Origin of the sequence: Paraburkholderia sp. GV068 (genome assembly GCF_003058125.1) — a bacterium.
Classification (GTDB): domain Bacteria; phylum Pseudomonadota; class Gammaproteobacteria; order Burkholderiales; family Burkholderiaceae; genus Paraburkholderia; species Paraburkholderia graminis.
Genome location: NZ_QBUB01000001.1, coordinates 303848 through 326085 on the forward strand (window position 1 = coordinate 303848; position 22238 = coordinate 326085).

A 22238-nucleotide genomic window follows, 5' to 3' on the forward strand; every position below is an offset into this window, starting at 1 on the left:
CCAATCATAGGAATGCGGGTTACGCGGGGATATGGGAGCTATCCTAAAAATGCCGACCTTTGCGTGCTTGCGGCCAACTGTCGCTGCCGACGGGCTCATTGCGGCCTATGAGGCGACGCGACGCCAGGCTGTTGGAAACGGACATGCTATGCTTTTGGGGTCCAGATCAAGAGCCGCATAAGCTTCACAAGCCGTACAAGCTGCGCTCATGACCGCCCGAAACGTTTCCGAGGAGAACCCTTCATGTCGATGCGAACCCGTGCTTTCCGTCAACTGACCGCCGCCGGTCTGCTGCTTGGCGCGGCGATCGGCGCCCAGGCAGCGAATCTGGGCTTCCTGAACGACACGCCGATCAGCTACATGAAGCAGCGCGACGTCGACTCGGTCAGGCAGGCCGTCTTTACCACGCTCGATCAAAAGCAGGACGGCGAAACCACCACCTGGGTCAACGAAGGCACGCGCAACAGCGTGAAGATCGATGCGACCATTCAGGTCGTGAAGACGTCCAAGGAAGGCGCGCGCACCTGTCGCGACCTCGGCATCGTTCTGAACGCGAAGGGGCAGTCGATGAACCTGCACCCGCAATTCTGCAAACAGGGCAGCGGCACCTGGCAATTGCAGAAAAAGCATTGAGCATGCAGGCAGTGCTGATCGACCACACGCGCGGGCAAGCCGCAAGCCGGGCGCGGCGCGCGCGGCGATGAGTCCGCGGGTCGTCTCGTGCGGCATCGTCCTGCTCGATCCAGAGGGGCGCGTGCTGCTCGCGCACGCCACCGAAACATCGCACTGGGACATTCCCAAAGGCCACGGCGAGGAAGGCGAGGCGCCGCACATCACCGCGCTGCGTGAGATGGTCGAGGAGACGGGAATCGCGATCGAGCCCGAGCGTCTGAAAGACCTGGGCCTTTTTGTCTATCGCCGCGACAAGGATCTGCATCTGTTTGCGGCGCGCGCGACCGCGGACGAACTCGATCTGAGTTCATGCACCTGCACGTCGCTGTTTCCGCGCCGCTCGGACGGCACGCTGATTCCGGAGATGGACGCGTATCGCTGGACCGCACCCGACGAAGTGGACAAGTACGCGAGCCGCAGCCTCGCGCGGCTCTTTCACACAACGCTTTCGCTGACGGAGCTGCATCGGTCGCTGTAGCGGCGAGCGCCGACAGATGCAAAAACAAAAGGCGTGCATCGGATGAATCCAATGCACGCCTTGATCGACCACCAGATGCGCGACTAGCGCGCTCTCAGGCCATAACACCTCAGGCCGGCTTGCCCCAACTATCGCGCAAGCTCACGATCCGGTTGAACACCGGCTTGCCCGGTTTCGAATCGACGCGGTCCGCGACGAAGTAGCCGTGCCGCTCGAACTGATAGCGCTGCTCCGGCAACGTACCGTGCGCGCCCGGCTCGAGGTACGCGTTGACCACGCGCTTCGAATCCGGGTTCAGCGCTTCGAGGAAATCGCGGCCGCCGGCGTCCGGCTGCGGCTCCTTGAACAGACGGTCGTAGATGCGCACTTCGGCCGGGCACGCGGCTGCCGCGCTGACCCAGTGAATGTTGCCCTTGACCTTGTAGTTGTTCGCGCCTTCGGTGCCCGACTTGCTGTCCGGGAAGTAGTTGCAATGCACCGCGACAATGTTGCCGTTCTCGTCCTTCTCCGCGCTCGTGCACTCGATCACATAACCGTAGCGCAGACGCACCTTGTTGCCTGGGAACAGGCGGAAATAGCCCTTCGGCGGCGTCTCGGTGAAGTCGTCGCGCTCGATCCACAGCTCACGCGAAATCGGGAACTCGCGCACGCCTTGTTCCGGATGATGCGGATGCACCGGCGCGCTGCAGGGCTCGGTGAGGCCAACCGGGAAGTTGTCGATGATCAGCTTCAGCGGGTCGAGCACCGCGGCGATGCGCGGCGCCTTCTCGTCGAGATCGTCGCGCAGCGCGCCTTCGAACACGCTCATGTCGATCCACGAATCGACCTTCGTCACGCCGATGCGCTCGCAGAACAACTGGATCGACTCCGGCGTAAAGCCGCGCCGGCGCACGCCGACGATGGTCGGCAAGCGCGGGTCGTCCCAACCGTCGACGTGGCCTTCATTCACGAGTTGCAGCAGCTTGCGCTTGCTGGTGATCGCGTACGTGAGGTTCAGCCGCGAGAATTCGATTTGCTGCGGCAGCGGGCGCGTGAAAATGCCGGCGTCGGCGAGCTCGTTCAGAATCCAGTCGTACAACGGACGATGGTCTTCGAATTCGAGTGTGCACAGCGAATGCGTGATGTTTTCGAGCGCGTCCGAGATGCAGTGCGTGTAGTCGTACATCGGGTACACGCACCACGTATCGCCGGTGCGGTAATGATGCGCGAAGCGAATGCGGTACAGCACCGGGTCGCGCATGTTGAAGTTCGGCGACGACATGTCGATCTTCGCGCGCAGCACGTGCTCGCCTTCCTTGAACTCGCCCGCCTTCATGCGGCGGAACAGGTCGAGGTTCTCTTCCACCGAACGCTCGCGGAACGGCGACGGCGTGCCGACTTCGGTGGCCGAGCCGCGGTTCGCGCGCATTTCTTCCGCCGACTGGCTGTCCACATACGCCTTGCCGCGCTGGATCAGCAACTCGGCGAATTCGTACAGCTTGTCGTAGTAGTCGCTCGCGTAGTACAGGTGTTCCTTGCCGTCTTTCTGCCACTCGAAGCCGAGCCAGCGCACGGCGTCGATGATCGACTCGACGTATTCGACGCTTTCCTTTTCCGGATTGGTGTCGTCAAAGCGCAGATGGCACACGCCGCCATAGCTGCGCGCGACGCCGAAGTTCAGGCAGATGCTCTTCGCGTGACCAATGTGCAGATAGCCGTTCGGCTCGGGCGGAAAGCGCGTTTCGACGCGCTGGCTCCACTTGCCGGTGCGGTTGTCGTCGTCAATGATGTTGCGGATGAAATTGGATGCCGCTGGCGCGTCGTTGCGTTCGGTATTCATGCGAGATGGTGAAAGTCTGTCGGGGGCGCGCGGTGCGCTCACTTATCCGACAATTCTACCTGACGAGGCTCGATGCGGCAGGCGAGTGCGGGCCGTGGCCGACGTTTGAGCGCGGTTCGTGTGCGGTTTGTGGGGATTGTGGGGCGCGTCGGAAAGCGCTGAGGCCTGCGGGAATGCTGAGCTTTTTTGTTTTTGCGCAGGTCTTGCGGGCGGGTGCGCGGCCGTCGGCTCGCTGACACCGGGCCGATCGTGCGAGGTGCTGTGGCCGCTGGGCTCGCGGACCCGCGGCTTGACGGCTTGACGGCTTGACGGCTTCGCGGCCTCACGGCCTCGGGGCTTCGCGGCCTCACGGCCTTACGGCTTCACGGCTTCGCGGCCTTACGGCTTCACGGCTTCGCGGCCTCGCGGCTTCGCGGCTTTACGGCCTCACGGCTTCGCGGCCTTACGGCCTCACGGCGCATGTGCCCCTCGCCGCCGCCGGCGCGCGCGAACCGCGCCGGCTATCGCCGGCTTGCACCGGCCGTTGCTGTTCGTGCAACATGGCGCCCTCAGTTCGTCCTCAATGCCGGAGTTTCTCGGATGCCAATGCCGACGCACGGCGCGCCTCGCGCGCCTTTCACCTTTTTCTGGCGGCGGGCCGCGGCCGCGGCGCTATTCGCCGCGCTCACCACGCTCACCACGCTCACCGCCGGCGTACTCGCGCCCGCTCCGGCGCTCGCAAAAACGCCACCGCCCAAAGCCGTCTTCGATGCATCCGCCGTGGCGACGCCGGACCGCTTCAGCGCCGACGCCGCGCAGCAGATCTTCGCCGCGGGCGGCAACGCGGTCGATGCCTCGGTAGCCATCGCCTTCACGCTGGCCGTCACGCGCCCCGACGCGGGCAATCTCGGCGGCGGCGGGTTTATGACGCTCTTCGTCGACGGCAAGCCGTATTTCCTCGATTACCGCGAGCGCGCGCCGCAACAGGCGACCCGCGACATGTATTTCGACGACAAGGGCAACGTGGTGCCGGGCATGAGCGTCGTCGGGCATCGCGCGGTCGCGGTGCCGGGAACCGTCGACGGTATGTGGCAGGCGCAGCAGCGTTTCGGCAAGCTCAAGTGGAAGCAGGTGCTCGCGCCCGCAATCCGTTATGCCACCGACGGCTTTCAGGTCGACCCCTGGCTTCAGCAGCGGCGCGACGCCACGGCGAAAAATTTTGCCGGCAAGACCAACTTCGATGCCTATTTCTCGAGCCTGAAGGCCGGCGCCACGTATCGACAGCCGGAACTCGCGCAAACGCTCGCGCGCATTGCCAGCGACGGCGGCCGCGAGTTTTACGAAGGGCGCACCGCCGATCTGATCGCGCAGCAGATGTACGGCCACGGCCTCGTCACCCGCGCCGATCTGCTTCAATACAAGGCCGTCTGGCGCCAGCCGCTCGCCGCGAACTGGAACGGCTATCAGGTGCTCACCGCGCCGCCGCCGGGTTCGGGCGGCGTCGGATTGATACAGATGCTCAAGATGAAGGCCAATCTGAAGCAGGCTTTCGACGGCCTTGAAGTGAATTCCGCGCCGTACATTCATCTGATCGCGCAAATCGAGGACCGCGTGTTCGCCGACCGGCAGCAATACCTGGGCGACCCCGACTCGTACAAACCGCCGGTCGACAAGCTGCTCGACGACGCCTACCTCGCCCAACGCGCCGACGAAGTCAAAGCCGACGAGGTGCCGGGCGCGACGCCCGTCAAGCCGGGCCTTGGCGAAGCGCCGCCGGAGAAGGCGCAGACGACGCACTTTTCGGTCGTCGACAAATGGGGCAACGCGGTGTCGAACACGACGACGCTCGACGGCGAATTCGGCTCCGGCGTGGTGGTCGACGGCGCGGGCTTCCTGTTGAACGACGCGATGGACGACTTCGTGACGAAGCCCGGCACGGCGGGCCAGTCCGGCGCCGAACTCAACACGATATTGCCGGGCCGCCGCCCGCTTTCGTCGATGACACCGACCATCGTCCTCAAGGACAACAAAGTGTCGCTCGTGATCGGCACGCCTGGCGGCTCGCGCATTCCGACCTCGATTTTCCAGGTGATGACCGATCTGTACGACTTCAACATGACGCCCGCCGACGCGCTCGCGGCGATGCGCTTTCATCACCAGTTGCTGCCGCAAAAGACGATCTACTTCGAGCCCTACCGGCCGATTACCGGCGAACTGGCCGAGCAGTTGCAAGCGATGGGCTACGCGCTCGAAGCACAATCGTTCAACGGCGACGTGCAGATGATCCGCATCGACGGCACCATGCCCGAGCCCGCCGCCGATCCGCGCGGTATAGGAGTGGGGCGCGTGATACGTTAAATGCCACGTTAAGCGCGACGTTAAGCGCGCTCGGCCGCATTCACGATTGCATCGCCAAAAACAACACGACGGGGAACACCATGAACGCACGAAAACTCAACGCACTCATCCTGCCCGGCTACCAGAACTCCGGCGCGGGGCATTGGCAGACTCGCTGGGAGGCGCTCGATCCGGCATTCACTCGCGTGCAGATGCCTGACTGGGATCATCCCGTGCGCGACGCGTGGTGCCGCGCGCTCGACGCCGCGGTTGCAGCCGTCCCCGCCGCGGATGCGCCGATCGTCTTCGCGGCCCACAGCCTCGGCTGCCTGACAGTCGCGTTCTGGGCGTCGCAGTACGCGAGCGCCGCGCAGCTTGCCAAGGTCGCCGGCGCGCTGCTGGTCGCCGTGCCCGATCCGGTCGAGGCCCACTTTCCGCAGGACGCCGTCGGCTTTGCGCCGGTACCGCTCGAGCGCCTGCCGTTCGCGAGCATCGTCGTCGCGAGCACGGACGACCCGTACGGCGGCGTGCCGTTCTCGCAAGCCTGCGCGAAAGCGTGGGGCAGCCGCTGGATCGACGTCGGCCCGCGCGGGCACATCAATGCCGACAGCGGCCTCGGTGACTGGCACGACGCGCGCGACTGGCTGGCGTCGCTCGGCAAGTGAGCATGAAGGCGCATGGCCGCCATAAGCGTGAACGCGAGGCAGCCGCGCTAGATGCGTCGTGACATTGGTCCGCGCGGCTCTCCGTAGCACGCGCGCCGAACCGTCGACACGATGCTCGCCGCAATCGCGACTACATCGCTCTATCGCGCCCGCCCGTCGACGGCATGCTTCAAATCACCGCCTGGCTCCGCAACGCCGCGATCCGCGCATCGTCGTAACCGAGCACCTCGCGCAGCACGCTCTCCGTGTGTTCGCCAAGCGTCGGCGGGTGAGTGAGCGCCTGCGGCGGCGTGCCCGTCATATTGATCGGATTGCGCACCAGCTTGACGGTGCCGCCCGACGGATGCGGCAAGTCGACCTGCATGCCGCGCGCCACCACCTGCTCGTTCTCGAACACTTCGGCGAGATCGTTGATCGGACCGCACGGCACGCCCGCGGCCTCCAGCGCCGCGATCCATTGCTGCTTGCCCTGCAGGCGGACCATCTCCGCGAGGATCGGCACCAGCACGTCGCGGTTGCGCACGCGCGCGGGGTTGGTCGCGAAACGCTCGTCATCGGCAAGATCGGGACGCCGGCCCACTTCGACGAACTTGCGGAACTGCCCGTCGTTGCCCACCGCGACGATGATCCAGCCATCGCTCGTCTGGAAGGTCTGGTACGGCACGATGTTCGGATGCGCATTGCCCCAGCGCAGCGGCGGCTGACCGCTCGCGAGGTAGTTCGAATTCATGTTGGCGAGCATCGCGACCTGAACGTCGAGCAACGCCATGTCGATATATTGGCCTTCGCCCGTGCGGTCGCGGTGCGTGAGCGCGGTGAGCACCGCGATGGTCGAATACATGCCGGTCATCAGGTCGGCAATCGCCACGCCCGCCTTTTGCGGGCCGCCGCCTGGCTGACCGTCGCGCTCGCCGGTAATGCTCATGAATCCGCCGATGCCTTGCACGATGAAGTCGTAGCCCGCGCGCTGCGCATACGGTCCAGTTTGCCCGAAACCCGTCACCGAACAGTAGATGAGATCGGGCTTCACTTCCTTTAGCGACGCGTAATCGAGGCCGTATTTCTTCAACTGCCCGACCTTGTAGTTCTCGAGCACCACGTCGCTTTGCGCGGCCAGCTCGCGAATGATCCGCTGGCCTTCGGGCGATGCGATGTCGACGGTCACCGAGCGCTTGTTGCGGTTCGCCGCGAGGTAGTACGCGGCCTCGTGCGTGTCCGCGCCGTCGGGCGTCTTCAGGTACGGCGGCCCCCAGTGGCGCGTGTCGTCGCCCACGTCCGGCCGTTCTATCTTGATCACGTCGGCGCCGAAATCGGCAAGCGTCTGCGCGCACCAGGGACCGGCGAGCACGCGGGTGAGATCCAGCACGCGGATATGACTGAGAGCGCCCATGTTTGTCGATGTCTCCAATCCAGTTGGGCGGCGCGCGAGGCACCGCGGATGTGGGCAATCTTAAGCGATTGGCGCGGGCCGGCGCAGTCGGCCGAACGTCATAAGACGCATCAGACGCATGCCGATGTCTCACACTGCCCGGTCAAACCTGGCCGAATGGCTAACGGGCCCGCGGCGCTGCCGCGCAAGGGCGCCGATCCCGTATAATCAGTCGTTTAAGAAACAAACAGTTGGCGCATCTCACGATGCCGCCGGTAGAAGTCTGGAATAGTCAGGACCGTCCCCCGCACGCCATGAAAGCCGCCGAAATCCGCGAGAAATTCCTCAAGTTCTTCGAATCGAAGGGCCATACGATCGTTCGCTCGTCGAGCCTTGTGCCCGGCAACGACCCGACACTGCTCTTCACCAATTCGGGAATGGTGCAGTTCAAAGATGTGTTCCTCGGCGCGGAATCGCGTCCGTATTCGCGCGCCACGACCGCGCAGCGCAGCGTGCGCGCAGGCGGCAAGCACAACGACCTCGAAAACGTCGGCTACACCGCGCGTCACCACACGTTCTTCGAAATGCTGGGCAATTTCTCGTTCGGCGACTATTTCAAGCGCGACGCAATCCACTACGCGTGGGAGTTGCTGACGGGCGTCTACCAGTTGCCCAAAGACAAGCTGTGGGTCACCGTCTATCACGAAGACGACGAAGCGCACGATATCTGGGCGAAAGAAGTGGGCGTGCCGGTCGAGCGCATCATCCGTATCGGGGACAACAAGGGCGTACGTTACGCGTCGGACAATTTCTGGCAAATGGCCGACACCGGCCCGTGCGGCCCGTGCTCGGAAATTTTCTATGACCACGGCCCGGACGTGTGGGGCGGCCCGCCGGGATCGCCGGACGAAGACGGCGACCGCTACATCGAGATCTGGAATCTCGTGTTCATGCAGTTCAACCGTGACGCGCAAGGCAACATGACGCCGCTGCCCAAGCAGTGCGTCGACACCGGCATGGGCCTCGAGCGGATTGCCGCTGTCTTGCAGCACGTCCACAGCAATTACGAAATCGACCTGTTCCAGGCGCTTATCAAGGCTGCGGCACGCGAAACCGGCGTGAGCGATCTGACGAATAACTCGCTGAAGGTGATCGCCGATCACATCCGCGCGTGCTCGTTCCTGATCGTCGACGGCGTGATTCCCGGCAACGAAGGCCGCGGCTACGTGCTGCGCCGTATCGTGCGCCGCGCGATCCGTCACGGCTACAAGCTCGGCAAGAAGGGTTCGTTCTTTCATCGCATGGTGGCCGACCTCGTCGCGCAAATGGGCGGCGCTTACCCCGAACTGAAGGACGCGGAACAACGCGTGACCGACGTGCTGCGTCAGGAAGAGGAGCGCTTCTTCGAGACCATCGAGCATGGCATGTCGATCCTCGACAACGCGCTCGCCGAGCTGGACAAGAAGGGCGGCAAGACGCTCGACGGCGAACTGGCGTTCAAGCTGCACGACACCTACGGCTTCCCGCTCGACCTCACGGCCGACGTGTGCCGCGAGCGCGAAGTGACGGTGGACGAAGCAGCGTTCGACGAAGCGATGGCGCGTCAGCGCGAACAGGCGCGTGCGGCCGGCAAGTTCAAGATGGCGCAGGGCCTCGAATACTCGGGCGCAAAGACCACGTTCCACGGCTACGAGGAAATCGTTTTCGACGACGCGAAGGTCGTGGCGCTGTATGTGGACGGCGCGTCGGTGCAGCAGGTCACGCACGGCCAGCAGGCCGTCGTCGTGCTCGACCACACGCCGTTCTACGCGGAATCGGGCGGCCAGGTCGGCGACCAGGGCTTGCTCGCCAACGCAAGCGTGCGCTTCGCCGTCGCGGACACGTTGAAGGTCCAGGCCGACGTGGTCGGTCATCACGGCACGCTCGAACAGGGCACGCTGAAGGTCGGCGACGTGGTGAAGGCCGAGATCGACGCAGTGCGCCGCGCGCGCACGGCTCGCAATCACTCGGCCACGCACCTGATGCACAAGGCGCTGCGCGAAGTGCTCGGTTCGCACGTGCAGCAGAAGGGCTCGCTCGTCGATCCGGACAAGACGCGCTTCGACTTCGCGCACAACGCGCCCATGACGGACGAACAGATCCGCCGCGTCGAGCAAATCGTCAACGCCGAGGTGCTGGCGAACGCGCCGGGCATCGTGCGCGTCATGCCGTTCGACGAAGCGGTGAAGGGCGGCGCGATGGCGCTGTTCGGCGAAAAATACGGCGACGAAGTGCGCGTGCTCGATCTCGGCTTCTCGCGCGAATTGTGCGGCGGCACGCACGTGCATCGCACGGGCGACATCGGTCTTTTCAAGATCGTGATGGAAGGCGGTGTGGCCGCGGGTATTCGTCGCGTGGAAGCCATTACCGGCGATAACGCTGTGCGCTTCGTGCAGGACCTCGACGCGCGCATCAACGCCGCGGCTGCGGTGCTGAAGGCGCAGCCGTCCGAGCTGACGCAACGCATCACGCAGGTGCAGGACCAGGTGAAGCAGCTCGAGAAAGAACTGAGCGCGCTCAAGTCGAAGATGGCGTCGAGCCAGGGCGACGAACTGGCGGGTCAGGCAATCGAAGTCGCCGGCGTGCAGGTTCTCGCGGCAACGCTGGAAGGCGCGGACGTGAAGACGCTGCGCGAAACGGTGGACAAGCTCAAGGACAAGCTGAAGAGCGCGGCGATCGTGCTGGCTTCCGTCGAAGGCGGCAAGGTCAGTCTGATTGCCGGCGTGACGGCGGACGCGAGCAAGAAGGTCAAGGCCGGTGAACTGGTCAATTTTGTCGCGCAGCAGGTTGGCGGCAAGGGCGGCGGCCGGCCCGATATGGCTCAGGCCGGTGGCACTGAGCCGGCCAATCTGCCGGCAGCGCTGGCTGGCGTGAAGGGCTGGGTCGAAGCGCAGCTTTGATTCTGATTCGCTGGTGAGCTGCGGTTGGCTGTTTTAAGGCCGGCTGTAGAGTTCAGAAAGAGGGCCACGTAGCGCGCCGGATTGTCGGCGTGGTGCGTGGCCCGATTTTTTTGCACGAGCGGCTTTGCGCAAGAGGTCGGTTGCCGGTTCGGAGCCGGTTGTGAACGCCTCACTTCGGCGTGAACCGCAATCGCTCACTGAAACAGCCGCAAACCACGCAGCGCTTCAGCGCAAAATTACGCGACGTCCGCGCCCACGTCAGCCTGAACGCGTGCATGCGCTTCGGCATCGCCAGCCACATCCGCCACATCAACGCGCCCGGCTTCCCCCAAACCCCGCACATTCTCCTGCCCCAACAGCGTCTGCTTCAACGCATTGAGCGCCGACGAAAAATGTCCGCGTCGCCAGACGAGCAGCGTTTCGATCGCGCCGATGTCCGGCAAGTCATGCACCGCGATATTGCTCGCGTCGGCGGCCAAGCCGAGCACCGACCGCGGCGCCACTGCAACGCCCGCGCCCGCCGCGACGCAAGCCACGATCGCGTGATACGAGCCGAGTTCCAGCACGCGCGCCGGCCTCACGCCGTGCTCCAGATACCAGTTCTCGATGTAGGTCCGATACGCGCAGCCGCGCTCGAACGCAACCAGTGTCGACAGCGCGATGTCGCGCACTTCGCGGATCGGCCGATGCCCGCGCGGCGTCAGCATCACGAGTTCCTCCTTGAACACCGGCACCGTCTCGAACACATCGCCGAGGACCGCCGGGTCGAACGGCGTAGCCACCAGAGCGGCGTCGACGTCGAATTCGCGCACGCGCTCGATCAGCTTGCCGGTCGTGCCCGTCTCCAGTTCGAGCGCGACATCCGGCCATTGCTGGTGATACTGCGCGAGCAGGCCCGGAAGACGCGTGGCCGCGACGCTCTCCATCGTGCCCAGACGCAGGCGTCCGCGGGGACGGTCGGCGCGCACGGCGTGGCGCGCTTCGTCGGCGAGAGCGAGGAGGCGTTCGGCGTAGGGCAGCAGCGTTTCACCGGCGGGCGTCAGCACAAGACGCCGCCCGTCGCGGATAAACAGTTCCGCGCCGAGCTGCTCTTCGAGCTGCTTGATGCGCGTGGTGACGTTCGATTGCACGCGATTGAGCTTCGCGGCGGCGCGCGTCACGCCGTTCTCGCGTACGACGGCCCGAAAAATCGTCAAGGCGGCCAGGTCCACGATTCTCTCCTAGCGATGGATGGTATCCAAATTATTCATTTTTCATGATTGGATCGTCAAGCTAATATGAGACTACCGGTGCGACTCACCGTGCCCGCGATCCCGACGCGGTTTCCACCGCTCCCTCGCCCTTTGAATGGCCGCCCATGAACGATCTCGCTTCCGACGCCCACCGTCTTCCCACCGAATCTCACGCGGCCCGGCGCGCGGCGCTTGCGTGCATGGTGACGCTCGCCGTCGCGCTCGGCGTCGGGCGGTTCGCTTTCACGCCGCTTTTGCCGCTGATGCTGCACGGCGGCGCGTTCGGTCAGCCGCCAATCGACATCGAGCACGGCGGCTGGCTCGCGTCGTCCAACTACGCGGGCTACTTTGTCGGCGCGCTCACGTGCGCGGCGTTGCGCGTGGAACCTGCACGGGTGGTGCGCGCGGGGCTCGCACTGACCGTGCTGTTGACGCTCGCGATGGGCGTCACGAGCCAGTTCTGGGTGTGGGCGGTGGTGCGCTTCGTCGCGGGCGCGGTCAGCGCGTGGACTTTCGTTTTCGCGTCGCAGTGGGGCTTGCGGCGGCTCGCCGAGCTCCGTCAACCTGCGTGGAGCGGCGTGATTTATACGGGGCCGGGCGTCGGCATCGTCGGAACGGGGCTGCTGGTGAGCGCGGCGGGCGGTTATGGCGCGACGGCGGGCTGGATCGGCTTCGGCCTGATTTCGGCGGTGCTGGCGGCGGCCGTGTGGCCGGCGTTTGGCAATGCCGCTGCGTCTGATCGCAAGGCGGCAGGGCGCGCGTCGGCGTCATCTGCGACAGAACGGAGAGCCGACGGACCGGCCGCCGCGACGTCGGACGAAACCGGCGCAAGCCGCGCGGGCGCCGCCACAACGCGACATGCAGCCATCAACAGCGGGCCGGCCACGCATCGCGCGGACGCCTTCTGGCTGGTCGTCCTGTACGGCGTGCCGGGCTTCGGCTACATCATCACCGCGACGTTCCTGCCGGTCATCGCGCGCCACGCGTTGCCCGGCTCGCCGTGGCCGGACCTGTTCTGGCCGATGTTCGGCGCGGCGCTGATGGTCGGCGCATTGCTGGCGGCGCGCCTGCCGTTGCATCTGGATAACCGCGTGCTGCTGGCGGGCAGCTACGTGCTGCAAGCCGCGGGTATCGCGCTTGGGATCGTCTGGCCGACGGCGGGCGGTTTCTCGCTCGGCAGCATTTTGATCGGCGTGCCGTTCACCGCGATCACCCTTTTCGCGATGCGCGAGGCGCGGCGTCTGCGTGGCGATGATGCGGCCGGCCTGATGGGCTACGCAACGGCCGCTTATGGCCTCGGTCAGATCGTCGGCCCGCTGGTCGCCGCGCCGATCGCCGCGCACACCGGCTCGTTTTCGCTCGCGTTGTGGCTCGCGGCCGGCGCGTTGCTGGTGGGCGCGGCGGGCCTTGTCGTCGTCGCGCGGATGCCGCGTGGGCGAGGGCGAATGCCGGACTGCGGCTGCGGTTGAACGCGCGCGGCCACGGCGGCGATGCGGCCAGGAAGAAGGCGGAACCGTCCGTCTGCAGGCTTTTGCTGCTGCGGGTCGGACTTGGCGCCTATGTCGGCTACGGTTGATGAACAAAAAGGAGCGACACGCCAACCGCCAACTGCTATCGGCCAAGCCCTACGGCAAGGAGCCTTAGCGCTGTGCGCCCAGTCGCTCCGCCTCAGCCTCGACGCGACTTCAGCGAAGCAAAGCGATACAACAAACGGCCGCCGGGCGCACTAAAATGAGCGCTTTCCGTCATCCCCGCGCGCCTGTCGCCGGCCGCGCCGCCCAGCATGCAACATTTCGCGTCCGACAACTACGCCGGCATCTGCCCCGAGGCGCTCGACGCGCTGATCGCCGCCAACAACAGCGGCCACGAACCGGCCTACGGCGACGACTCCTGGACCAGCCAGGTCTGCGACCGTCTGCGTGACCTGTTTCAGACCGACTGCGAGGTGTTCTTCGTGTTCAACGGCACGGCGGCCAACTCGCTCGCGCTGGCGTCGCTGTGCCAGTCGTACCACTCGGTGATCTGCCATGAACTCGCGCACATCGAAACCGACGAATGCGGCGGCCCCGAATTCTTCTCCGGCGGCTCGAAGCTGCTGACGGCGCCGGGCGTCGGCGGCAAGCTCACGCCGGACGCCATCGAGGCCGTGGTCACGCGCCGCGCCGACATCCATTATCCGAAGCCCAAGGTCGTCACGCTGACGCAGTCGACGGAAGTCGGCACCGTGTACAGCGTCGACGAAGTGCGCGCGATCGCGGAGGTCGCGAGGCGGCATCGTCTGAAAGTGCATATGGACGGCGCGCGCTTTGCAAATGCGGTCGCCGCGCTGAACGTGCATCCTTCGGAGATTACGTGGCGCGCGGGCGTCGACGTGCTGTGTTTCGGCGGCACCAAGAACGGCTTGCCGGTGGGCGAGGCGGTGGTGTTCTTCGACAGAACGCTCGCCGACGACTTCGCTTACCGCCTGAAGCAGGCAGGGCAGCTTGCGTCGAAGATGCGCTTCATTTCCGCACCTTGGCTCGGTCTGCTCGATAGCGACGTGTGGCTGCGCAACGCGCGTCATGCGAACGCGATGGCCGAGCTGCTGCAAACGCGCTTGCAGGACATTCCCGGCGTGAGCATCATGTTTCCGCGCGAGTCGAACGCGGTGTTCGCGCAGTTGCCCGCGCGAGCCGCGAAGGCCATGCGCGAGCGCGGCTGGAAGTTCTACGAGTTCATCGGCGCGGGCGGCTGCCGGCTGATGTGCGCGTGGGACACGCAGCCGGAAACGGTCGAGCGCTTCGTAGCGGAAGTGCGCGAGCTATGCGCGGCGTAAGATGGCGTGCGTCGCGCAAGGCGCGGAGGGCGCTGGAGGTGGGCGAAGTGGGCGCGGCGGCGAGCGACGCAGGCCATGCAAGGCACGTGAGCGATGCAAGGAGCCCGAGCGATGCAAGGTGCCCGAGCGATGCAAGGTGCGCGAGCGATGCAAGGTGCGCGAGCGATGCAAGGTGCGCGAGCTATGCAAGCCATGCAGGCCACCCACGCCACCCACGCGCGGCAGGCCGCACAAGCTACGCACACCACGCACGCAAACCCTCGGGCCATGCTGCCTCAACCCATGAAAGCGACGAGCCGCGCAACCCACAATGCCACACGATCTGCGCTGCGCCAAGCCGGCCTCGCCAGTCCGCAGAGCCCATGAACCGGCGAGGCCCGCACAATAGCGACCGAGGCCCACGCAGCCCAACGCACGAAACGCACCACATGCACCCACCGCCGCCCGCGACAAACCCCACAAAAAACCACTCACCATGACCGACTACCGATTCTGCCCGCGCTGCTCGACGCCTCTCATCGAGCGGGCCGACGCCGAGCATGAAGGCGGGCGCATCCGCCAGACCTGTCCCGACGAGCAATGCGGCTACGTCCACTGGAACAATCCGCTGCCGGTGGTTGCCGCGATCGTCGAATACGAAGGCAAGATTCTGCTTGCGCGCAACGCCGCGTGGGCCGAGGGTGTGTTCGCGCTGATCACCGGCTTCCTCGAAAACGGCGAGACGCCGGAGGAGGGCATTGCGCGCGAGGTGTGGGAGGAGACGTCGTTGCACGCGGAGTCGGTTGAACTGATCGGCGTGTATGAATTCATCCGCAAGAACGAACTGATCATCGCGTATCACGTGAAGGCGCATGGCACCATTTCGCTGTCGCCCGAACTGCTCGAATACCGGCTCGTGGAACCGGCGAATCTGCGTCCCTGGCGCGCGGGCACCGGTCAGGCGCTCGGCGAATGGATGCGGCGGCGCGGTCTGCCATTTGAATTCGTCGACAAGCCGGGACAGTAAGTGCGCGCGCCGAGTTCGACGGGTTCGCCGCAAGCAGGTCTCGCAGCAGCGTCGACGAACGGCACTACGGCACCAATGGCACCACGACAACGACTCTCCGCGATGCACCGATAAACAAAAGCGCCCCACAGCCACCTTCGTTCGAACCAACGCCCATGTCCACGACCGCATCCAAACCCCAACCCACCGCACGAAGCGCCTATCCGCATTTCCTCACCATCACCACGCGCTGGATGGACAACGACGTCTACGGTCACGTGAACAACGTCGTCTACTACAGCTACTTCGATACGGTGGTGAACGAGTATCTGATCCGCGCGGGCGTGCTCGACTTCGAGCGCGGCGCGACCATCGGACTCGTGGTCGAAACGCATTGCAACTACTTCGCGCCGCTGGTGTTTCCGGAGCGCGTCGACGCAGGCTTGCGGGTGACGCGGCTCGGTGCGTCGAGCGTGCGCTATGAAGTCGGACTCTTTCGCGAAGGCAGCGACGAAGCCGCCGCCCAAGGCCACTTCGTGCATGTGTACGTGGATCGCGTGACGCGCCGTCCGGTGAATCTGCCCGACGCACTGCGCGCGGCGCTCGAGCCGATCGGCGTTGCCATCGGCACCGCGGACTAGGCGTGCAGTCGTTCGTCATCAATCTGCTGAACGGAATCAGCTTCGGCCTGCTGCTCTTCATGCTGTCGGCGGGCTTGACGCTGATCTTCAGCATGCTCGGCGTGCTCAACTTCGCGCACGCGAGCTTCTACATGCTGGGCGCTTACGTCGGCTATTCGGTGGCGGCGCGCTTCGGTTTCTGGGCCGCGCTCGTGATCGCGCCGCTCGTCGTCGGCCTGATCGGCGCGGCGCTCGAGCGCTGGCTGTTGCGCCGCGTGCGAAGTCACGGACATCTCGCCGAGTTGCTGCTGACCTTCGGCGCGGCCTACGTGCTCGGCGAACTCGTCAAGCTCGGCTGGGGCTTGAGCCCGCTCGGCGCGAGCGTGCCGGCTGTACTCGACGGTCCGCTTTTCACGCTTTACGGCGCGACCTTCGCGCGCTATCGCGCGTTCATGATGGCGCTCTCGCTCGTCATGCTTGCGGCGCTGTACGCGGTGCTGCGTGTGTCGAAGGCGGGGCTCGTGGTGCGCGCCGCGCTCACGCACGCGAGCGCCGTCGAAGCGCTCGGCCACAACGTGCCGCGCGTCTTTACCGGCGTGTTCGCGGCGGGCACGGCGTTGGCCGCGCTGGCCGGCGTGATCGGCGCGCCGCTTTCCGTCATCGAACCGTCGATGGCAGAATCGCTCGGTTCGATCGTGTTCGTCGTCGTGGTGATCGGCGGGCTCGGGTCGCTCGGCGGTGCGCTCGCGGCGTCGCTGCTGATCGGCTGCATTCAGACGCTCGCGGTCGCGAGCGACGTTTCGCTCGGCGACCTGCTTGCCGTTTTCGACGCCTCGCTGCCGCGCGAATGGGACGCGCTGACGCTCGCGCAGCTTGCGCCGCTGATCCCGTATCTGCTGCTCGTCGCGATGCTGGCGTTGCGCCCGCGCGGACTCTTCGGACGGCGCGACGATCATGCGTAAGGTCTCGAAGTCAGCAACTGCGGTCGCCTCGACGATAACGCCCGCCGAGCCCGATGCCCCGCATCAACGCGTGTTATGGCGCAGTCTATTACCGTGGCTCGCACTAATCCTGCTGCTTCTTGTGCCGCCGCTGCTGTCGCCGCAAAGCTGGCTGCTCGCCTATCTCGCGCAGACCGCGACGATGATCGTCTTCGCGCTTTCCTACAATCTGCTGCTCGGCGAAACGGGATTGCTGTCGTTTGGACATGCGGCGTATTCCGGCCTAGGCGCACTGATCGCCGCACATCTGTTCAATCGCGCCGGCGTGCCGCTCGTGCTGCTGCCGCTGATCGGCGGGGCAGGGGCCGCGGTATGCGGCGCGCTGCTCGGCTTCATCTCGACGCGGCGTGCCGGCACCGCATTCGCGATGATCACGCTCGGCATTGGCGAACTGGTGGCGGCGGCCGCGTGGACCTTGCCCGACTGGTTCTGCGGCGAGGCGGGCGTCGCGATCGATCGCGCGAGCGGCCCGCCGCTCGGCGCCTTCACATTCGGCCCGGCTCGCGAGGCGTATGCGCTGATCGCGCTGTGGTGCCTGCTCGCGAGCGCGGCGATGTTCGCGCTGTCGCGCTCGCCGTTCATGCGGCTTGCCAATGCGGTGCGCGACAACCCCGCGCGGGCCGCGGCCATCGGCTGCTATCCGCGACGGATTCGCCACGGCGTCGTCGTGATCTCGGCATTTTTTGCGGGCGTCGCGGGCACGCTGGCGCTCATCAATGTCGAGCTGGTGTCGACGGAAAGCGTCGGCATGGTGCGCTCGGGCTCGGTGCTGATTGCAACGGTGATCGGCGGAACAGGCGTCTTTTTCGGGCCGGTCGTGGGCGCGGTCGTGCTGACGTTTTTCAGCGTGGCGGTGGCGAGTGTCACGCGGGCCTGGCTCTTTTATCTGGGGCTGTTCTTCATCGTGATCGTGGTCGCTGCACCGGATGGGATCGCCGGCTTCGCGCAGCGGCACCTGGCGCGGCTAACGCGCTTGGGCTGGCGCTCGTGCCGGGCTGCTTGCATGGTCGCCTATCTGGCAGGCACAGCGGCGCTCCTGCTATGGTGCGCCGCCGTCGTGCTCGCGGTGCAGTGGGCCTACGCGGCGCAATTCGGCGCGGACGAAGGCGCCGCGTTGCGCGTCGGCACAGCGTCTTCGCTGATCACGTTTGGCGTGTCGTCACCCTGGCGGCTCGTTGTAGCAATTGTTGCGTTGGCAGCGTGCGGAACGCTGGCGGCGCTCGCCGCGAGCCGCGCGCAAACCCGCCTTGCCGCGCATGCCCGCGCGCTGCACAACGCCGGAGACACACGATGATCCCGGCACTCGCGCTCTATGGCGTCACAAAACGCTTCGGCTCCACGCAGATTCTGCGCGGCGTGAATCTTGCGATCGAACCAGGTGAACGTCACGCGTTGATCGGCCCGAATGGCGCGGGCAAGTCCACGCTCTTCAATCTGATTGCCGGTGGCGCGCGTCCCAACGCGGGACGCATCGACCTGTTCGGCGCGGAGATCACGCGGCTCGCGCCGGCGGCGATCGCGCGGCGCGGACTCGCGCGCAGTTTTCAGAGCACGAGTGTGTTCGCGCGCCTGACCGTATTCGACAACCTCCGTTGCGCCGCGCTGCTCGCCGAGCGCGACCGCTTGCGCTGGTGGCAGCGTTTCGCGGGTTCATCCACGGTCGATGCGCGCGCCTCGCAGGTGCTGCACGCGGTCGGCCTCGGCGCACGCGCGCATGTGCAGGCCGCGACGCTCAGTTATGCCGAGCAGCGCGCGCTCGATCTCGGCATTGCGCTCGCGGGCGGCGCGCATACCTTGCTGCTCGACGAACCGACCGCCGGCATGAATCGCGCGGAGGCGGCGCGCGCGATCGAACTGATCCGCGAGACCACCGCGGGCCGCACGCTGCTGATGGTCGAGCACGACATGGACGCGGTGTTCGCCATCGCCGATCGCATTTCAGTGCTTGTACAAGGGCGCATTATCGCGACCGGCACGCCCGCGGCGATTCGCGCGGATGCCGCGGTGCGCGCCGCGTATCTCGGCGAAGGTTTCGACGCATGACGCCCTTGCTCGACATTCGCGGACTCAACGCATGGTACGGGCCGAGCCAGGCATTGCATGGCGTGAACCTGCGGATCGGCGCGGGCGAAGTGCTTGCGCTCGTCGGCCGCAACGGCTCGGGACGCTCGACGCTCGCGCGGGCGCTCATGGGCCTCGTGCAGTGCGACGGCGAATTGCGCTTTAAAGACCGCTCGCTTGCCGGGCTGCGTACGTTTGAAATCGCGCGGCTCGGCATTGGCTATGTGCCGGAGCATCGTGACGTGTTTCCGACGTTGAGCGTCGGCGAAAATCTCGAACTGGGGGTTGGGCCGGGCAGTAGTGCAAATCGCGGACGCGCGCCGCGCTTTACCATCGACGATGCCTGCGCGCTTTTCCCTGTTTTGCGCGAACGCAGACGCACGCGTGCGGGCGCGCTGTCGGGCGGCGAGCAGCAGATGCTGACGCTCGCGCGTGCGCTGCTCGGCGATCCCGATCTGCTCATAATCGACGAACCCGGCGAGGGTCTTGCGAGCCTCGTGATGCAGCAGGTCGCGCAATGTCTGCGCGTGCTGCGCGAGCGCGGCATGGCGATGCTGCTGATCGAACAGAGGCTCGTGATCGCGCGGGACATTGCGAGCCGCGTCGCCGTGATGGGTCACGGCGAAATCGTGTTCGACGGCGAACTCGATGCTTTCGTGCAGCGCACCGACGTGATGCGCGAATGGCTCGGTGTCGGTTGAAGCGCGCGCCGTGCCGCGTTGAAAAAAACCGCGGTGCGATTAGCGTTTGAATTCGCATCGTCGATAGTCCGCTCAGGTCCGGCGCGCAAGGCATTGCGCTGACCGATCGCGGCGATTCAAACGCTTGATCGTTTGGTGAGCGTCCTCCAGAAATCTTGTCGGCAGCGCGCGGACAAATAAAGACAATTATTGAAGACCGCGCGGCGTCGGCGCGCGCAATTTGCGCGTCGAAATGCGTCGAGATGCGTCGCGGCTTCAGGAGGAGACATCATGAAAAACATACGCACGGCCCGCGAGCATGGATGGCGCGCGCCGCTTGTCGCAAGTTTCGCGCTGCTCGCCGCGGCGCTTTCCATGTCCGCGTGCGCCGACGCGAATTCGACAACCGCAAACACTGCGCCTTCCGCGGACATGCAAAACGCAACCGCAAGCCCAAGCGCAACCGCAAGCGCGCCGCACGCGCAGCCCGCTTCATCCCCACGCCCCGCAATCGAAGCCGCCAAGGCCCGACAACTCGCGTTAGAGCAAAGCATCGCGGCGCGCGTGCCCACAGCGAGCGGCATTAGCATCAAGCGCAGCCGCGCGCTCACGCTGCGCGACTCGGGCGTCGACGGCTCGCTGATGTTCGCGCGCGATGTCGACTTTCGCGTGACCGGCGACATCGGCTTCATGATTCACGACATGGCGGCCACGCTCGTGCCGACGCGCGCGGGTGAGCCGATTGTTTTCGATGACCCGACGAGCGTGACGATCGACGTTCATCGCGGCGAAGTCACGCTCGACAGCGCAAAGCTCACGGCGATCTTCGACCGATATCTATTCCAGTACCAAGGCTCGCCGCTGCGCAATATGCGCGTGGTGCCGCAAGACGGCGGCAGTTTGCGCATAACCGGCGAGATGCATCGCGATACGTGGGTGCCGATCGTGCTGTCCGGATCGCTTGCGATGCGCGGCGCGGACGAACTCGTGTTCCATGCCGATCACGTCGAAGTCGCGGGCGTGGCCGCCGACCGGTTGATGCAGGCCGCGCATGTGAAGATGGCCGATCTGCTGAAAGTCGATACGCCGATTGCGCGGCTCGACGGCGACGACGTCGTGATGCAGGTCGCAAAGCTCACGCCGCCGCCCGCGCTGCGCATGCGCATCACGCGCATCGACACGAGCGCGGCGGGCGTGCGCTTCACGCTCGACGACGGCACGCTGCCCAACATCGACTGGCCCGCGAACATGCCCGCGCGCGGCATGCTGGTGCAAGGCGGCGACGTGAAGTTCATGCGCTCGATGCCGATGAATATCGACATGGCGCTGACGCCCATCGATAGAAGCGCGCCGTTCGTGCTCGATCTGTACCACTATCGCGAGCAGATGGCCGCCGGCTATTTCACTTTCGACGAAGCCGGCGCGCTCGACGTGCATCTGCCTTCATACGCGACGCTCGCGAGCGCGGCAAAAGAGCCGCCGCTGCGGATCGGCATCGGCATCGGCAGCGCGAGTGCGCGCTTTAACGACAGCCTGATTCGCGCGCAGCAGGCGTCGCTGGCGCAGGCGCGGCTCTTGTGGCAACGCGTGCCGCAGAGTGTGCAACACGCGTCGGCCGCGCATGCGATGCCTGTCAGTCTGCGTACGGGGTTGTCTCGCGGCAGCCAGGACGCTGCAACGCTCACGCCCAACGACGAGCGTCGTTCGACAGGTCCCACCCCGCTGATTCACGTCGAAAACGTCGACTTCTACGTGGCCGGGCGCATCGGCTTTCACGTGCGTTCGCTCGACGCGCAGATGGTCCCGAAGACGCCTGGCCAACCGGTCGATCTCGACAATCCCGATCAGTACGACATACGCATCATCGGCGGCGAAGTAGTCGAACCCTGGCCGGCGATGGCCGCGCTATTCAACGATTATCTGCTCGATTACGAGCCGCGCTCGCTCAACGATCTGCAACTGAAACCGGTCGACGGCAAGCTCGAAGTCACGGGCGGCATCAAGTTGTGGAATCACTTTCCCGGCGTATGGCTGCCGACGACGATGAGCGGCACAATCGTCGCGCGAGACGAGCGGCATCTCGTGTACGAGCCGGCGTCGGTGAAGGTGCTTGGCGTGCCGCAGGCGGGACTGCTGCGCGCGCTCGACATTCCGCTTGCGTCGTTGACGCCGTTCACGCGCAAGGGCGTCGCGCTCGAAGGCAACCAGCTCGTGTTCGATCAGTACACCGTGTTTCCACCGCCGGTCTTGCAAGGGCGTCTTGCAAGCGCCACGGTCACGGACGAGGGCCTCGTGCTGAAGTTCAAACGCGAACCCGGCATTGCCGTCGCGCGGCCGCCCGCCAACGCGGCGAAGAGCTACGTATGGATCGAATCGGGCGACGTGAAGATGTTCAACTCGCTCGTCACGAACGCGCGAACTTTCATCAGCGACAGCTCGAACCCCGGCGTGATGAAGTTCGATTTATACGGCTATCGCAGGGACGTTTCGAACGGCACGGTAAAAATGAGCACGGACGGCGCGCTCGACGTGGATCTCGCCGCGCGAGGCGAATAAGAGCGCGCCTGCCTCGCGCGAAGCCTGCCG

The 22238-nt window shown here is 65.5% G+C and carries 17 protein-coding genes; 14 read left to right on the plus strand and 3 right to left on the minus strand.

All coding sequences use genetic code 11. The annotated features are described in order from the left end of the window. Positions 1-243 precede the first annotated feature (243 nt). Positions 244-633, plus strand: a complete 390-nt coding sequence (locus tag C8K18_RS01450) for a hypothetical protein (protein ID WP_006052010.1) — start codon at positions 244-246, stop codon at positions 631-633. A gap of 67 nt (positions 634-700) precedes the next feature. Then, positions 701-1150: an NUDIX hydrolase gene (locus C8K18_RS01455; protein ID WP_029967715.1), complete on the plus strand. Its 450-nt coding sequence runs from the start codon at positions 701-703 to the stop codon at positions 1148-1150. 109 nt (positions 1151-1259) lie between these two features. Here the strand turns inward: C8K18_RS01455 and C8K18_RS01460 are convergent, their stop codons facing one another. After that, positions 1260-2969 (minus strand): glutamine--tRNA ligase/YqeY domain fusion protein, encoded by a 1710-nt coding sequence (locus tag C8K18_RS01460; protein ID WP_006052012.1) that lies wholly within the window; start codon positions 2967-2969, stop codon positions 1260-1262. A 579-nt stretch (positions 2970-3548) separates the two neighbouring features. Between C8K18_RS01460 and ggt the strand changes: the two genes are divergently transcribed. Both ggt and C8K18_RS01470 read left to right on the plus strand, forming a co-directional pair. Beyond that, entirely contained in the window at positions 3549-5306 is a 1758-nt protein-coding gene (gene ggt, locus C8K18_RS01465) for a gamma-glutamyltransferase (protein ID WP_107706485.1), read from the plus strand. Between the two features lie 80 nt (positions 5307-5386). Then, complete coding sequence (locus tag C8K18_RS01470; RefSeq protein ID WP_107706486.1) at positions 5387-5950, plus strand: alpha/beta hydrolase; 564 nt, start codon at positions 5387-5389, stop codon at positions 5948-5950. 169 nt (positions 5951-6119) lie between these two features. Here the strand turns inward: C8K18_RS01470 and C8K18_RS01475 are convergent, their stop codons facing one another. Further along, a complete protein-coding gene (locus C8K18_RS01475; protein ID WP_107706487.1) occupies positions 6120-7340 on the minus strand; it encodes a CaiB/BaiF CoA-transferase family protein in 1221 nt (406 codons plus the stop codon). A gap of 293 nt (positions 7341-7633) precedes the next feature. Here C8K18_RS01475 and alaS point away from each other — a divergent pair, with 293 nt between their 5' ends. Continuing rightward, complete coding sequence (gene alaS / locus C8K18_RS01480; RefSeq protein WP_107706488.1) at positions 7634-10258, plus strand: alanine--tRNA ligase; 2625 nt, start codon at positions 7634-7636, stop codon at positions 10256-10258. 236 nt (positions 10259-10494) lie between these two features. Here alaS and C8K18_RS01485 read toward each other — a convergent pair whose 3' ends face one another. Continuing rightward, entirely contained in the window at positions 10495-11469 is a 975-nt protein-coding gene (locus C8K18_RS01485) for a LysR family transcriptional regulator (RefSeq protein WP_029967709.1), read from the minus strand. A gap of 146 nt (positions 11470-11615) precedes the next feature. Here C8K18_RS01485 and C8K18_RS01490 point away from each other — a divergent pair, with 146 nt between their 5' ends. The 9 genes from C8K18_RS01490 (at position 11616) to C8K18_RS33180 (ending at position 22208) form a co-directional block, all read left to right on the plus strand. Beyond that, the gene (locus C8K18_RS01490; protein WP_107706489.1) at positions 11616-12959 is read left to right on the plus strand and encodes a YbfB/YjiJ family MFS transporter; all 1344 of its coding nucleotides are present in this window, start codon (positions 11616-11618) and stop codon (positions 12957-12959) included. A gap of 314 nt (positions 12960-13273) precedes the next feature. Next, positions 13274-14305, plus strand: a complete 1032-nt coding sequence (locus tag C8K18_RS01495) for a low specificity L-threonine aldolase (RefSeq protein ID WP_053858522.1) — start codon at positions 13274-13276, stop codon at positions 14303-14305. Positions 14306-14780: 475 nt separating this feature from the next. Beyond that, positions 14781-15311 carry an NUDIX domain-containing protein gene (locus C8K18_RS01500; RefSeq protein ID WP_053858521.1) on the plus strand — a complete coding sequence of 177 codons (531 nt, stop codon included), beginning with the start codon at positions 14781-14783 and terminating at the stop codon, positions 15309-15311. Positions 15312-15466: 155 nt separating this feature from the next. After that, positions 15467-15931, plus strand: a complete 465-nt coding sequence (locus tag C8K18_RS01505; protein ID WP_029967703.1) for a thioesterase family protein — start codon at positions 15467-15469, stop codon at positions 15929-15931. Between the two features lie 2 nt (positions 15932-15933). Further along, a complete protein-coding gene (locus C8K18_RS01510; RefSeq protein ID WP_107706490.1) occupies positions 15934-16872 on the plus strand; it encodes a branched-chain amino acid ABC transporter permease in 939 nt (312 codons plus the stop codon). After that, on the plus strand, positions 16865-18205 hold the full coding sequence (locus tag C8K18_RS01515; protein WP_107706491.1) for a branched-chain amino acid ABC transporter permease: 1341 nt from the start codon (positions 16865-16867) through the stop codon (positions 18203-18205). Before C8K18_RS01510 ends, C8K18_RS01515 begins: the two co-directional genes overlap by 8 nt. Next, complete coding sequence (locus C8K18_RS01520) at positions 18202-18954, plus strand: ABC transporter ATP-binding protein (protein ID WP_006052389.1); 753 nt, start codon at positions 18202-18204, stop codon at positions 18952-18954. Before C8K18_RS01515 ends, C8K18_RS01520 begins: the two co-directional genes overlap by 4 nt. Continuing rightward, positions 18951-19673 carry an ABC transporter ATP-binding protein gene (locus tag C8K18_RS01525; RefSeq protein ID WP_107706492.1) on the plus strand — a complete coding sequence of 241 codons (723 nt, stop codon included), beginning with the start codon at positions 18951-18953 and terminating at the stop codon, positions 19671-19673. Before C8K18_RS01520 ends, C8K18_RS01525 begins: the two co-directional genes overlap by 4 nt. 270 nt (positions 19674-19943) lie before the next feature. Continuing rightward, positions 19944-22208 carry a hypothetical protein gene (locus tag C8K18_RS33180; RefSeq protein ID WP_165919786.1) on the plus strand — a complete coding sequence of 755 codons (2265 nt, stop codon included), beginning with the start codon at positions 19944-19946 and terminating at the stop codon, positions 22206-22208. The last annotated feature ends 30 nt before the right edge of the window (positions 22209-22238 follow it).